Origin of the sequence: Vibrio sp. MarTm2 (genome assembly GCF_027587055.1) — a bacterium.
Taxonomy (GTDB): domain Bacteria; phylum Pseudomonadota; class Gammaproteobacteria; order Enterobacterales; family Vibrionaceae; genus Vibrio; species Vibrio sinaloensis_D.
Genome location: NZ_JAPPTK010000005.1, coordinates 13,061 through 26,438 on the forward strand (window position 1 = coordinate 13,061; position 13,378 = coordinate 26,438).

At 47.3% G+C, this 13,378-nt stretch carries 14 protein-coding genes; 9 read left to right on the forward strand and 5 right to left on the reverse strand.

What is annotated here, in order from left to right; all coding sequences use genetic code 11:
* Nucleotides 1–90 precede the first annotated feature (90 nt).
* The 4 genes from ftsN (at nt 91) to OH458_RS11880 (ending at nt 4,311) form a co-directional block, all read left to right on the forward strand.
* Nucleotides 91–636 (forward strand): cell division protein FtsN, encoded by a 546-nt coding sequence (ftsN, locus tag OH458_RS11865; RefSeq protein ID WP_038186689.1) that lies wholly within the window; start codon nt 91–93, stop codon nt 634–636.
* 128 nt (nt 637–764) lie between these two features.
* A complete protein-coding gene (hslV, locus tag OH458_RS11870; protein WP_269978504.1) occupies nt 765–1,310 on the forward strand; it encodes an ATP-dependent protease subunit HslV in 546 nt (181 codons plus the stop codon).
* A gap of 37 nt (nt 1,311–1,347) precedes the next feature.
* Nucleotides 1,348–2,682, forward strand: a complete 1,335-nt coding sequence (hslU, locus tag OH458_RS11875; RefSeq protein ID WP_269978505.1) for an HslU--HslV peptidase ATPase subunit — start codon at nt 1,348–1,350, stop codon at nt 2,680–2,682.
* Between the two features lie 225 nt (nt 2,683–2,907).
* On the forward strand, nt 2,908–4,311 hold the full coding sequence (locus tag OH458_RS11880) for an SPFH domain-containing protein (protein ID WP_038141186.1): 1,404 nt from the start codon (nt 2,908–2,910) through the stop codon (nt 4,309–4,311).
* A gap of 85 nt (nt 4,312–4,396) precedes the next feature.
* On the opposite strand, the gene frdD is transcribed toward OH458_RS11880, so the two are convergent.
* From frdD to frdA, 4 genes are read right to left on the reverse strand one after another with little or no spacing between them, the layout of a single operon-like run.
* Complete coding sequence (gene frdD / locus OH458_RS11885) at nt 4,397–4,774, reverse strand: fumarate reductase subunit FrdD (protein WP_269978506.1); 378 nt, start codon at nt 4,772–4,774, stop codon at nt 4,397–4,399.
* Between the two features lie 12 nt (nt 4,775–4,786).
* Nucleotides 4,787–5,170, reverse strand: coding sequence for a fumarate reductase subunit FrdC (frdC, locus tag OH458_RS11890; protein WP_269978507.1), 384 nt, complete (start codon nt 5,168–5,170; stop codon nt 4,787–4,789).
* A 1-nt stretch (nt 5,171) separates the two neighbouring features.
* Nucleotides 5,172–5,936, reverse strand: coding sequence for a succinate dehydrogenase/fumarate reductase iron-sulfur subunit (locus tag OH458_RS11895; protein WP_005474233.1), 765 nt, complete (start codon nt 5,934–5,936; stop codon nt 5,172–5,174).
* The gene (frdA, locus tag OH458_RS11900) at nt 5,936–7,753 is read right to left on the reverse strand and encodes a fumarate reductase (quinol) flavoprotein subunit (protein WP_005474210.1); all 1,818 of its coding nucleotides are present in this window, start codon (nt 7,751–7,753) and stop codon (nt 5,936–5,938) included. The genes OH458_RS11895 and frdA overlap by 1 nt, the downstream gene beginning before the upstream one ends.
* Before the next feature lie 427 nt (nt 7,754–8,180).
* Between frdA and epmA the strand changes: the two genes are divergently transcribed.
* The 5 genes from epmA (at nt 8,181) to cysE (ending at nt 12,441) form a co-directional block, all read left to right on the forward strand.
* Nucleotides 8,181–9,152 carry an elongation factor P--(R)-beta-lysine ligase gene (gene epmA / locus OH458_RS11905; RefSeq protein ID WP_269978508.1) on the forward strand — a complete coding sequence of 324 codons (972 nt, stop codon included), beginning with the start codon at nt 8,181–8,183 and terminating at the stop codon, nt 9,150–9,152.
* A gap of 146 nt (nt 9,153–9,298) precedes the next feature.
* On the forward strand, nt 9,299–9,733 hold the full coding sequence (locus OH458_RS11910) for a rhodanese-like domain-containing protein (RefSeq protein ID WP_038141193.1): 435 nt from the start codon (nt 9,299–9,301) through the stop codon (nt 9,731–9,733).
* Nucleotides 9,734–9,890: 157 nt separating this feature from the next.
* Nucleotides 9,891–10,358 carry a protein-export chaperone SecB gene (gene secB, locus OH458_RS11915; protein WP_005474178.1) on the forward strand — a complete coding sequence of 156 codons (468 nt, stop codon included), beginning with the start codon at nt 9,891–9,893 and terminating at the stop codon, nt 10,356–10,358.
* A gap of 163 nt (nt 10,359–10,521) precedes the next feature.
* On the forward strand, nt 10,522–11,556 hold the full coding sequence (gene gpsA / locus OH458_RS11920; RefSeq protein ID WP_269978509.1) for an NAD(P)H-dependent glycerol-3-phosphate dehydrogenase: 1,035 nt from the start codon (nt 10,522–10,524) through the stop codon (nt 11,554–11,556).
* A 63-nt stretch (nt 11,557–11,619) separates the two neighbouring features.
* Nucleotides 11,620–12,441 (forward strand): serine O-acetyltransferase, encoded by an 822-nt coding sequence (gene cysE, locus OH458_RS11925; RefSeq protein ID WP_005474152.1) that lies wholly within the window; start codon nt 11,620–11,622, stop codon nt 12,439–12,441.
* A gap of 56 nt (nt 12,442–12,497) precedes the next feature.
* Here cysE and OH458_RS11930 read toward each other — a convergent pair whose 3' ends face one another.
* On the reverse strand, nt 12,498–13,310 hold the full coding sequence (locus OH458_RS11930) for a C13 family peptidase (RefSeq protein ID WP_269978510.1): 813 nt from the start codon (nt 13,308–13,310) through the stop codon (nt 12,498–12,500).
* Between the last annotated feature and the right edge of the window lie 68 nt (nt 13,311–13,378).

Genomic DNA, 13,378 nt, shown 5'->3' on the forward strand with positions numbered 1-13,378 from the left:
TTGCTGCGCCGCTTCCATTTCCCCTCTGTCATCGTTTGGCAATCTGCATTACCATATCGGCAGTGGCTCACCTATGATTGATGTACAACAGTGGCAAACAAAGATTATGTAAAACGTGGCCGAGGCAGCAGTGGGCGTAAACCTACACGCAAACAAGCGGCTCCTCGTCGAAAACCCTGGCGTAGTGGACTTATCGCCATTCTATTGGTGTCTGTCTTTGGTTATGGCTTGTATACTCTAAGCACAGACCCTGAACCGCCAGCACCTGTTGTCGAAACAAAACCTAAACCAAAGCCGAAACCAAAAGCGACGTTACCTCCTCCTCCTGAAGAGAAATGGGATTACGTTGAAAGTTTGCCAAACCGCGAAGTGGAAGTGCAAGCGAAGGAGCAAGTGGTTTCCGAAATCCCTTACATCATGCAGTGTGGTGCGTACAAAAACGCTCAACAAGCGGAAGCACGTAAACTGGATATCGCATTTCAGGGTATCAATAGCAAAATCCGCAAAAAAGAGGGCAGCAGTTGGTATCGCGTGGTACTAGGGCCTTACAAATTTAAGCGTGATGCAGAGCGAGATAAGCACAAACTTCAACGCGCTAAGATCGAGCCTTGCGCGATTTGGAAAGAAGCACAGTAAAACACAAAAAACGAACCTCCCGGGGTTCGTTTTTCATTTCTATCTCAAGGTTGTTCCCTTGAATTCCTCTTTGGGTAGCCTCATATAATCTTTAACACTGAGATTAAAACAACTATGAGGCCCTACTCGTGACTACCATTGTATCTGTACGTCGTAATAACAAAGTCGTCATCGCTGGTGATGGACAAGTATCTCTAGGTAACACAGTAATGAAGGGCAATGCGCGCAAAGTGCGTCGCCTCTATAACAACAAAGTTCTAGCGGGCTTTGCTGGTGGCACGGCTGATGCTTTCACGCTGTTTGAAAAGTTTGAAAGTAAGCTGCAGATGCATCAAGGTCATTTGACCAAAGCAGCAGTGGAGCTGGCAAAAGATTGGCGTAGCGATCGCGCACTTCGTAAGTTAGAAGCTCTGCTAGCGGTGGCTGACGAAACAGCATCACTTATCATTACGGGTAACGGTGATGTCGTTCAGCCTGAAAACGATCTGATTGCGATTGGTTCAGGGGGCAACTTTGCTCAAGCCGCGGCAACGGCACTGCTTGAGAATACTGAATTAGATGCGCGTGAAATCGCAGAGAAATCACTGAAAATTGCCGGTGATATCTGTGTATTCACTAACCATCACCACACTATTGAAGAACTAGAAATTCCAGTTGAGAAAATCGCTGAATAACCAAAGATAGTGGCAAACAAATTTAAGGAAACTGATTATGTCTGAAATGACTCCTCGCGAAATTGTTCATGAACTAAACCGCCATATCATTGGTCAAGAAAACGCGAAACGCTCAGTTGCGATTGCGCTGCGTAACCGCTGGCGTCGTATGCAATTGGAAGAAAGCTTGCGTGTAGAAGTGACACCGAAGAACATCCTAATGATTGGTCCAACCGGTGTAGGCAAAACAGAAATCGCTCGTCGTCTGGCGAAACTGGCCAATGCGCCTTTCATCAAGGTTGAAGCGACGAAGTTTACCGAAGTTGGCTACGTAGGTAAGGAAGTGGAAACCATCATCCGCGATCTGACAGACGTAGCAATCAAAATGACGCACCAGCAAGCGATGGAAAAAGTAAAATTCCGTGCTGAAGAACAAGCCGAAGAGCGTATTCTTGACGCGCTACTGCCGCCAGCGCGTGATGCTTGGGGTCAGAATGAGCAGCAAGATGAAAGCTCATCAAACACTCGTCAAATCTTCCGTAAGAAGCTACGTGAAGGCAAGCTCGACGACAAAGAGATTGAAATTGATGTGGCTGCGCCGCAAATGGGTGTGGAAATCATGGCACCTCCGGGCATGGAAGAGATGACGAATCAGCTTCAAGGCATGTTCCAAAACCTCGCGGGTGACACTAAGAAGAAGCGCAAGCTTAAAATCAAAGATGCATTCAAAGCTTTGACGGAAGAAGAAGCGGCAAAACTGGTCAACCAGGAAGAGCTAAAAGAGCAGGCAATCTTTAACGTTGAGAACAATGGCATCGTCTTCATTGATGAAATCGACAAGATCTGTAAGCACGGTGAAAGCTCAGGCCCTGACGTATCTCGTGAAGGTGTACAGCGTGACTTACTGCCTCTAATCGAAGGTAGCACAGTGTCAACCAAGCACGGCATGGTCAAAACAGACCACATTCTGTTTGTGGCTTCAGGTGCATTCCAAGTGGCGAAACCATCGGATTTGATTCCAGAGCTGCAAGGTCGTCTGCCTATTCGTGTTGAACTTGAAGCGCTTTCAAGCAACGACTTCAAACGTATTTTGACGGAGCCTAAAGCGTCTCTGACAGAGCAATACGTTGCGCTAATGAAGACCGAAGATGTTGATATCGAGTTCACTGAAGACGGCATCACGCAAATCGCTGAAGCGGCGTGGACGGTTAACGAAACCACGGAAAACATTGGCGCTCGTCGCTTGCACACTGTGATGGAACGCTTGATGGATGAGATCTCGTTTGAAGCGACAGATAAATCAGGCTCTAAGCTAACCATTGATGCCGACTACGTGAAAGCTAAACTGGGCGATACCATTGAAGATGAAGATCTAAGCCGCTTTATTCTTTAATCACTGAAGTATTGAAAGCGCCGACCTTTGGGTCGGCGTTTTTGTATCTGCGGCTCATAAATAAGATTTGCGTATATTTCGGAAAAAACATGTAATTAATGTGAATCTTTCGATTATTCCTTAGTTAAATGTTTTGTTACATTTAACGCCGTTGAAGCGAGTCTCTATAACATTCTGTTTTTGTTTGGTTTTAAGAGAACTCATTCAACGTATAGGAGAATTAGAATGAACGATATTGGCTTAGGACAGACAACGAAAGTCGAACAGCGTCGCCAGATGCTACACCGAGGAATAAAAGCCGCGGTATTTGGTGTGCCGCTACTCGCATTGGGTTTAACGATTAATAGCTCTGTTTTGATGACTGACGCGGGTTACAGTTACGTGCATCAAAACAACATCACCGGTGAACTGGATGTATTCACCGAGCCTGGGATTCACTTCAGAATGCCGTTTCTTTCCAAAATCACTCAGTATGATCAGGTGATTACGGTTTCATTCGGCAACAGTAAAGGGGAAGACTTTTATCAACGTCTTGATCCCGTGCAAGTACGTTTTGCCGATACTTATATTGGTCAAATCCCGGTGACATTTCGCTTCAAACTGAGTAATGATCCAGAAGCGGTGAAGAAAATGCACCGAGAATTTCGCAACAACAGCAACTTAATTGATGCGTTGCTGGTGAAGAATGCGCGTAACGTGACGGTGATTACCGCGACTCAATACACAGGCGAAGAGTTCTTCCAAGGTGGGCTGAACCAGTTTAAATCTAAGCTTGGCGATCAACTGCGTGATGGTATCTACACCACAGAGCGTCGTCAGGTTGAAGTCGAACAGCTAGATCTTGCACCTGTAGGGGTGGATCAATCGAATGCTAATCAGTTGCAACGCACCAACCAACTGGTCTGGAAAACCGTGCCTGTTGTGGATTCAAGTGGTCAACCGATTCGTCAAGATAACCCTCTGCAGCAGTATGGCATCCAAGTGACTCAGGTAACCATTGGCGATCCTCAGCCAGAGAAGCAGCTTGATCAGCTATTAGCGGACAAAAAGCGTTTGGTTGCCGACCGCATCCGTGCCATTCAGGAGCAAGAGACGTCGAAAGCTCAAGCGGAAACTGAGCAGTTGCGAAAAGAGATCCAGCGAACTCGTGAAGTACAAGACGCTCAGCGTCAGAAGGAACTGGCGATCATTTCTCAGCAGAAAGAAGTTGAAGTCGCGAGGCAAATTGCAGAGCGTGAGATCGTTGAAGTTGAAAAAACCAAACGTCTTGCTGAAGTCGAAAAAGAGAAAGAGCTCGCGATAGCAGAAGCCAACCTAGCCATCCAAAAAGCGAATGCGCTATCGGCAGAATTTGAGGCCAAAGCGATACTTGAAAAAGGTCGAGCGGAAGCAGAAGTCCTAAAAGCGAAGTACGCCGCACTGGGCGCTAACCGTGAAGTGTACCTAGCGGAGCTAAATCGCGATGTGGCGAACTCGTTGTACAGTAATCTGCAGAACTTCCAAGTTCAGATGCCGCAAAACTACATCGGTGGTAGTGATGAAACAGGCTTAAAAACCAACTTGGATGTAATCACTGGCTTTGGCGCTCTGGGGCTTATGGACCAAACGAAGAAGGTGACCCAGCAATAGGTACATGGGTAACCTAAAGCTCGAGCAGGTATGAAAAAAGAGGCTGATAGTATCTATCAGCCTCTTTTTGATTTTAGCTTGTCTCTTAAATCATAAAGATAAAGATTACCGCTAGGGCAGAAATTAAACCTGCGAACGCGTAACACGCCACTTTGCCAACGACACCAGTGTGGAACTTAAGGTCGTGCATACCGTGGTGTACACGGTGCATGGCATGCCACATTGGCAGTGCGAGTGTACCGATAATGAACAGGGCACCAATGATGCTGGTGGCAAACTCAGACACGCGCTCATAACTCAGTACATCAGCATTGATGACGCCTAAAGGTACCAAAATACCCAGCACTAAAATCGTAACAGGTGTAATCATTGCAAACCAAGTACCACCTGCGCCAAATAGGCCCCACCAGATTGGCTCATCTGAACGCCTTGGTGCTCTATCTACTGAAAAATTTGGTTTCATTGTTAAAGCTCCTTACACGATGACCAAGACGACAAGTGAGATGAAAGCGACAGCAGCCCATTGAGTCAGAACAATGATCTTCTTATCGACAGGCTTTCCTTTCAAGCGAATCGGCATTACCTGAGGCATCATGCTAAAGAAGGTTTGTGCGTGCAGGAGGCTACCTAACAGAGCCACGATGTTAATCGCAATTACCACAGGGTTAGCCATAAAGCTGAGCCAGGTTTGCCATGCTTCTGGGCCTTTTACTAGTGCGCCAAGACCAAATGTCAGGAACAAAGTAAATAGCACCAAAGGCAGTACGGTTGCTTCACGCAGCATGTAGAAGCGGTAAAACGGATGATCTTTCCACCATGTACGTTTTACTTCACGAACGTAAGGTTTACGGTTACTCATCTTACGCCTCCTCTGCTGTTTTTGTTGGAGTGCCATCAGGCTTGAACATGGAGATAACGAAGTCCATTGAAGACTCCACTTTACCTTGGTTTACCGCTGCTGCTGGGTCTACGTTTTTCGGACACACTTCAGAACAGTAACCGACGAAGGTACAGCCCCAGGCACCATTCTCACCATTGATTAACGCCATGCGCTCATCTTTACCGTTGTCACGGCTGTCTAGGTTGTAACGGTGTGCCAGAGTTAGGGCAGCAGGACCGATGAACTCAGGGTTCAAACCGAACTGAGGACAGGCTGCGTAGCACAGACCACAGTTAATACAGCCAGCAAACTGCTTGTACTTCGCCATTTGCTCAGGTGTTTGTAGATTCGTGCCGTCTTCTGGTTTGCGGTCGTTACCAATGATGTAAGGTTTGATGGCTTCTAGGCGCTCAATGAATGGCGTCATATCAACGATCAAATCTTTCTCAATTGGGAAGTTTGCTAGTGGTTCAATTTTAACGCCATTTGGGTAATCGCGTAGGAAGCTCTTACACGCAAGTTTAGGCACGCCGTTGACCATAATGCCGCAGGAACCACAGATCGCCATACGACAAGACCAGCGGTAAGACAGATCTTTGTCTAGGTTATCTTTGATGTAGCCAAGTGCATCAAGCGTTGACATGGTTTCATCAAATGGCACTTCAAAGGTTTGAAAATGCGGTTCTGCGTCTTTCTCTGGGTCATAACGCAGAACTTCTACTTTTTGGATGCGATTTGCTGACATTATGCTTGCTCCTCTGCCTGCTTCTCTGCCGCTTGCGCTGCTTCTTCTGCAGCGGCTTTCTCTGCTGCTTCACCGTATAGACGTGCTTTTGGTTGTGACTTAGTAATCGTCACGTTGCTGTAGTCGATACTTGGTGCAGAGTCTTCTTTGAAGAATGCGAGAGAGTGTTTCAGGAAGTTCACGTCATCACGCTCTGTACAACCATCGTCTAGACGCTGGTGCGCACCACGTGACTCTTTACGCAAGATTGCTGAGTGAACCATCGCTTCCGCAACTTCTAGGCCGTAGCCGACTTCGATAGCGTAAAGCAGGTCTGTGTTGAACACCTTGCCTTTGTCTTTGATGCTAATGCGCTTGTAACGCTCTTTCAGCTCAGTGATTTTCTCGATGGTTGCTTGCATCAAGTCTTCTTGGCGGTAGATACCACAACCTGCTTCCATGGTGTGACCCATTTCAGTACGGATGGTTGCCCAGTTTTCATCACCTTCTTGGTTCATCAGTGCTGCGATGCGTTCTTCAACTGCTTTCACTTGAGCTGCAATTGACTCTTCGTTCCAGCCTTTAAACTCTGCTGCACGTTTTACTGCTTGCTCACCCGCAACGCGGCCGAATACCACGAACTCAGCCAGTGAGTTAGAACCAAGACGGTTAGCGCCGTGAAGACCCACAGAGGCACATTCACCGACCGCGAATAGACCTTTGATGCGAGTTTCACATTCGCCGTTGGTTTCAATACCACCCATGGTGTAGTGAACCGTTGGGCGAATTGGAATTGGCTCTTTTGCAGGGTCAACGTTCACGTAAGCTTTCGCTAACTCACAGATAAACGGGAGACGCTCTTGCAGATACTCTTCACCTAGGTGGCGAAGGTCTAGGTGTACGACATCACCAAGAGGGTGTTTGATGGTGTTACCTTTCTGTTGTTCGTGCCAGAAAGCTTGCGAAACTTTGTCACGTGGACCTAGTTCCATGTATTTGTTTTTAGGTTGACCCACTGGAGTTTCAGGGCCCATGCCGTAGTCTTGTAGGTAACGATAGCCATCTTTGTTAACGATGATACCGCCTTCACCACGACAACCTTCAGTCATCAGGATACCTGTGCCAGGAAGACCTGTTGGGTGGTACTGAACGAATTCCATATCACGTAGAGGAACACCGTGGCGGTAAGCCATCGCCATGCCGTCGCCCGTTACGATGCCGCCGTTGGTGTTACAGTGGTAAACGCGACCTGCGCCACCTGTTGCCAATACAACGGATTTTGCTTTGATGGTCACTAATTCACCCTCTGACATGTGAATCGCGATCAGGCCTTGAACCTCACCTTCATCAACAAGCAGATCCACAACAAAATACTCATCAAAACGTTTGATGTTGTCGTACTTCATTGATGTCTGGAATAGGGTGTGAAGCATGTGGAAGCCAGTTTTGTCGGCAGCGAACCAAGTACGTTCGACTTTCATGCCACCGAAACGGCGTACGTTCACTTCACCGTTTTCTTTACGGCTCCATGGACAGCCCCACTGTTCCATTTGAATCATTTCACGAGTTGCATTCTTTACGAAGTACTCAACGACATCCTGTTCACAAAGCCAGTCACCACCGCCAACGGTATCGTTGAAATGGTTGTCTAAGCTGTCTTCATCCTTGATAACTGCGGCTGAGCCACCTTCTGCAGCGACCGTGTGAGAACGCATCGGGTATACTTTAGAAATCAGAGCAACTTCTAAGTCAGGGTTTGCTTCAGCTGCTGCAATAGCAGTGCGAAGACCAGCGCCGCCTGCGCCGATCACTGCGATATCTGTGGTGATAGTTTGCACAGTTATCCTCCAGTGTGAAATTGCGGAAATATCCGCTTGTTATAATAAAATGGGGTTACTCCCCAAAAGTGGTAGGGTTAGTGTAGAAGAGCTTTTTTTCAGAAAAATTGATGTAATCAGGTTTTTGCTCCACTAATGCATGTAAGAGCATAAATTTTGCAGGTTATGTGACTGCAATCACGGCAAAGGATTTTATGACTTTTTGGCTTGCGAGGAACTTTGTTAAACGGCTGTTGCGTGACATTACAGGCATGGATAGTTCGTGTTGCGACGGATGTTTTTTGAGCTGTAATACGCGAAATGCTTGCTTCATACTCGCCCATTTTAAAGCTGCTTTGAAGCGTCTAAGTCGGTAAAATGGCACTCACTAGGCAAAGAAGAGCAAAATTGATACTTTGCCGCCATCAAACATCTAAAGAGAGTTCCTATGAACCAAAATTGGCAGCCCACCGCTTCGGTAGAACAATTGCGTCAACGTGCGCATTTGTTGAACCAGATCCGTCAGTTTTTCCTAGAGCGTGATGTATTGGAAGTTGATACACCCGCAATGAGCCATGCGACGGTGACCGATGTTCACTTACACACGTTCCAAACGGAGTTTGTTGGTCCAGGTTACGCCGACGGCAGTAAGCTCTATTTTATGACGAGCCCTGAGTTCCATATGAAGCGTCTCTTGGCGGCGGGTAGTGGTTGTATCTATCAGATCAATAAAGCATTTCGTAATGAGGAGAATGGTCGTTACCACAACCCTGAATTCACTATGCTCGAGTGGTACCGAGTTGGCTTTGATCATCACCAGTTAATGGATGAGATGGACGACCTACTGCAACTAGTATTGAAGTGTGGCGCTGCTGAGCGTATGACTTACCAGCAAGCTTTCATGGACGTACTTGGTGTGTGCCCGTTAGAAGGTTCGATGCAGGAACTCAAAGTGGTGGCGGCAAAGCTGGGACTGAGTGATATTGCTGAGCCTGAAGACGATCGCGATACCCTACTGCAATTGCTATTTAGCATCGGCGTCGAAGCTAAGATAGGCCAAAAGACTCCGGCATTTGTTTATGATTTCCCAGCCTCCCAAGCCGCTTTGGCGAAAATAAATCGACAGGATCCAAGAGTCGCCGATCGTTTTGAGGTCTACTTTAAAGGGATTGAACTGGCAAACGGCTTCCATGAGCTGGATAACCCCAAAGAGCAGTTGAAACGTTTTGAGCAAGACAACGCTAAGCGCGTTGAGATGGGGCTGGAGCCTCAACCGATTGATCATCACCTGATCGTTGCTTTGGAGTCAGGGCTTCCAGAGTGCGCGGGCGTCGCACTGGGCGTTGATCGCTTGATTATGCTGGCGATCGGCTGTGATCACATTGATCAGGTGACTGCTTTCCCATTCCCAAGAGCGTGACGAAATACGCAACAGATGGGGATTGTGCGTGCATTTGGCTCGCTTAGGCACCTTAACCTCGCTATACTCCCAATCTGAATTTTAGTCTAGAGCTGCTATCGCCTTCATATTTGAAGTGGCAGCTCTATCATCGAAGAGCACAGGACATGCAAGAGTACATCGCATTTTTTCAAGAGAACATGATTCTATCTCTGGTATGGGTAGGTCTTTTGGTCGCCCTTATCATGAACATCGTTAAGTCTGCGACAGCAGCCTACAAAGAAATCACTGCCAACGAAGTGACCACCCTGATGAACCGTGAGAATGGTGTTGTGGTTGATATTCGTGCGAAAGATGAGTTCCGCAAAGGTCATATTACCGATGCAGTTCACATTTTGCCGTCTGATATTAAAGCAGGTAACTTTGGTAGCCTTGAAAACCGCAAAGGTGACCCAATCATCGTAGTATGCAAGACAGGTCAAACGGCGCAAGAGAGCGCTAACCTTCTAGCGAAAGCAGGCTTTGAAAAAGTGAACTTGCTTAAGAATGGTCTTATTGCTTGGAATGAAGCAAACCTACCTTTGGTTAAAGGTAAGAAGTAATTTACACAACGAATGCTTGGAGCGTTGATTGAAAAGTCAGCGTTTATCGCTGAGAGATGTGAAGACTCCCACGAAATAGCGTGGAAACCTAGTCAGCGTAAGCACTCTCAGTTAGTCTCGAAACAGACTCGTAATTCAAGATTAAAGGATTTTTATAATGGCTGAAGCAGCACCGCAACAAGAAGCTCAAAACTTCGCAATTCAACGTATCTTCCTAAAAGACGTTTCTTTCGAAGCGCCAAATTCACCAGACATGTTCCAAAAAGAGTGGAACCCAGATGTGAAGCTGGATCTAGACACGCAAAGCCGTGAACTGGGTGAGGGTGTTTACGAAGTTGTGCTTCGTTTGACTGTTACTGTGAAAAATGCAGAAGAGACAGCGTTCCTATGTGAAGTACAGCAAGGCGGTATTTTCACAGCAGAGAAAATGGAAGCGGGTCAACTAGCTCACTGTCTAGGTGCGTTCTGTCCAAACATTCTATTCCCATACGCTCGTGAAACGATTTCTAGCCTAGTTGTTAAAGGTACGTTCCCACAACTAAACCTTGCACCAGTTAACTTTGATGCACTGTTTATGAACTACCTACAGCAACAAGCTCAGGCGGAAGGCCAAGCGGAAGCTTAATTGACTGACTCTGTTTTTACAGAGCGGGAATCAAATGCACAGAGTATCTTCATGTTGATGCGCTGTGCATTTTTTCTTTAAGTAGAGTGGAGTTTTCAGCGTCTTACTCATCAAGGCGATGACAACTGGATTCTAGTCACTTACACGACAATCAGGCGGAACAATGACAGATAAAAATACCAACAATGCCTACGGTAAAGAGATTTCAATGGTGGTTCTTGGAGCGGGGTCATACGGCACTTCGCTCGCGATCTCGTTGGCTCGCAACGGTGCGAACATCGTAATCTGGGGGCACGAGCCAGAACACATGGCGCGTTTGGAAGCCGATCGCGCTAACCATGAGTTTCTACCTGGTATTGATTTTCCAGAGAGTTTAATCGTTGAGTCTGATCTAGAAAAAGCGGTTCAGTCTAGCCGTGACCTTTTGGTTGTCGTACCGAGCCATGTGTTTGGTATTGTATTGAACAGCGTGAAGCCTTTCCTGCGCGAAGATACGCGCATCTGCTGGGCAACGAAAGGGTTGGAGCCAGAAACGGGTCGTTTGTTAAAAGATGTGGCTTTCGACGCGCTAGGGGAAGGCTACTCACTGGCAGTGTTATCTGGCCCGACGTTTGCGAAAGAGTTAGCGATGGGGATGCCAACGGCTATCTCAGTAGCTTCACCAGATGCCGAGTTTGTTGCCGATCTTCAAGAAAAGATTCATTGCAGTAAAACATTCCGAGTGTACGCAAACAGTGACTTTACTGGCATGCAGTTGGGCGGCGCGGTGAAGAACGTGATTGCAATTGGCGCGGGTATGTCAGATGGCATTGGTTTTGGCGCGAACGCTCGTACCGCATTAATTACCCGTGGCCTAGCGGAAATGAGCCGCTTGGGAGCTGCTCTTGGTGCACAAGCGGAAACGTTTATGGGCATGGCGGGTCTGGGCGATCTGGTACTGACTTGTACAGATAACCAATCACGTAACCGCCGCTTTGGTTTGGCTTTAGGTCAAGGCAAGGATGTGGATACGGCACAGACGGAAATTGGTCAGGTGGTTGAAGGCTATCGCAATACCAAAGAAGTGTTTTTGTTGGCTGAACGCATGGGTGTTGAGATGCCAATTGTTGATCAAATCTATCAAGTATTGTATCAAGGAAAGGATGCGCGACTCGCTGCGAAGGATCTCCTTGCTCGCGATAAGAAGGCAGAGGCATAAGGCTACCCAGCCACTAGGGGAAAGATCGTATCTAGCAACAAGGATTGGATACTAGGAAAGCACATGAAACATTGCGAAAAAAAGAACGTCTGGCAAGCGATTGTTCGTGAAGCAAGAGAGCTCTCGGAGCAAGAGCCTATGCTCGCGAGCTTTTATCATGCCACGATCATTAAACACGACAGCTTAGCGTCGGCGTTGAGCTACATTCTTGCCAACAAGCTCAATACTGCTTCAATGCCGGCTATGGCGGTACGTGAAGTCGTTGAAGAGGCGTTTAATGCCGATCCAAAGATTACCGAAGCCGCAGCGTGTGACATTTGCGCGACGGTAAACCGAGATCCAGCGGTCGCAATGTACTCAATGCCATTACTCTATTTGAAAGGGTATCACGCGCTGCAAGGGTATCGCGTTGCTAACTGGCTTTGGAAGCAAGGTCGAGTCGCTCTTGCGACGTATCTTCAAAACCAAATCTCTGTGGCTTGTCAGGTGGATATTCACCCAGCTGCCCGCATTGGCCGTGGCATCATGTTAGACCATGCAACGGGTATTGTGATTGGTGAAACCGCGGTGGTGGAGAATGATGTCTCCATCCTTCAAGATGTGACACTTGGCGGTACAGGTAAAGAGTGCGGGGATCGTCACCCGAAAATTCGTGAAGGCGTGATGATTGGTGCTGGGGCGAAAATTCTCGGCAACATCGAAGTCGGCGAAGGTGCTAAGATTGGCTCTTGCTCCGTAGTGTTGCAACCCGTGCCTGCTCATACGACCGTGGCGGGGGTGCCTGCCAAGATTGTCGGTAGACCGAAAACCGATAAGCCGTCATTGGATATGGACCAACAATTCAATGGTAAATCCCAAAGCTTTATTGGTGGCGACGGGATATAGCCCTTCGAAAATGATCATCTAAGAAGCCAGCTAGTTATCTAGCTGGCTTTTTTGTTTCATAGGTCCATTAAAGACAGCTGGTCATCGATTGGTTTAGCACTTCGGTACATTGGGTTCGAGTTATCGAAACCGAGCTTGCTTTCTCTCAGTGTGACTTCTTCTTTGGCCGCGAGAAAAGCCTGGAAAAATGAGTGTGTTCTTGTCAGATTATTTTTGAAGAAGGCTTCACCAAAGAAGGTGAATTCTGCGGTATTGGTGCATCCAAACGACGGGTGGTTAGGATCGGAGGCGCTAATGACTAGGGTGTTTAAGTCGGCAAGCTGACTCACGAAGTTGCCAGAGAAGCAGGCTGAAATCACGACCACTCGCCATTTTATCCCTGAGTTGTCTAGCATCGTCTTGAGCTCTTTAGGCGAAATGGTTTCGTTGTGATTTGGCCCAAAACTCACATTCAAGCCAAAGCGAAATTCACCATGCCCAGAGAGGTAAAGAAACAGAATATCGTTGTCGACATCCATTTGCTGGCCAATAGCGGTGAGGGTTGCGGATAAGTTGTCTGATGTCGCCATCGGGTAATCATTTTGAGTCTGGCGATTGTTGACCAATAGTAGCGAGCGCCCTTCGGTTTCAAACCGTTGATCAAATAGCTGCTGGACATAACTGACTTCTTTCATGAATACGTTCTGGGAAGAGTCCGCAGCGAAACCCACAAAATACATCTCAACCTTATCAGGGGACTGTGGGGTGAGATTCGTGCTTTGCGCTGTGACCAATGCTGGCTGCGCATCCAGCAGCGCTTGGTTAACGCATCCACTGAGTATCAGACAAAGAAATAGGTTCGCAATGAGCTTGGAGGTTGGTCTCGTCATCAGGGCAAGTGTCCTTTAGTCACATAGAAGGCATATAGTGACGTGGTTTTGCACTCAATTCCTTTTGC

Coding starts and splice junctions, on each gene's coding strand:
- hslU (WP_269978505.1), top strand. CDS start 1,348: ATGTCTGAAATGACTCCTCGCGAAATTGTTCATGAACTAAACCGCCAT.
- OH458_RS11880 (WP_038141186.1), top strand. CDS start 2,908: ATGAACGATATTGGCTTAGGACAGACAACGAAAGTCGAACAGCGTCGC.
- frdD (WP_269978506.1), bottom strand. CDS start 4,774: ATGAAACCAAATTTTTCAGTAGATAGAGCACCAAGGCGTTCAGATGAG.
- frdC (WP_269978507.1), bottom strand. CDS start 5,170: ATGAGTAACCGTAAACCTTACGTTCGTGAAGTAAAACGTACATGGTGG.
- OH458_RS11895 (WP_005474233.1), bottom strand. CDS start 5,936: ATGTCAGCAAATCGCATCCAAAAAGTAGAAGTTCTGCGTTATGACCCA.
- epmA (WP_269978508.1), top strand. CDS start 8,181: ATGAACCAAAATTGGCAGCCCACCGCTTCGGTAGAACAATTGCGTCAA.
- OH458_RS11910 (WP_038141193.1), top strand. CDS start 9,299: ATGCAAGAGTACATCGCATTTTTTCAAGAGAACATGATTCTATCTCTG.
- secB (WP_005474178.1), top strand. CDS start 9,891: ATGGCTGAAGCAGCACCGCAACAAGAAGCTCAAAACTTCGCAATTCAA.
- gpsA (WP_269978509.1), top strand. CDS start 10,522: ATGACAGATAAAAATACCAACAATGCCTACGGTAAAGAGATTTCAATG.
- cysE (WP_005474152.1), top strand. CDS start 11,620: ATGAAACATTGCGAAAAAAAGAACGTCTGGCAAGCGATTGTTCGTGAA.
- OH458_RS11930 (WP_269978510.1), bottom strand. CDS start 13,310: ATGACGAGACCAACCTCCAAGCTCATTGCGAACCTATTTCTTTGTCTG.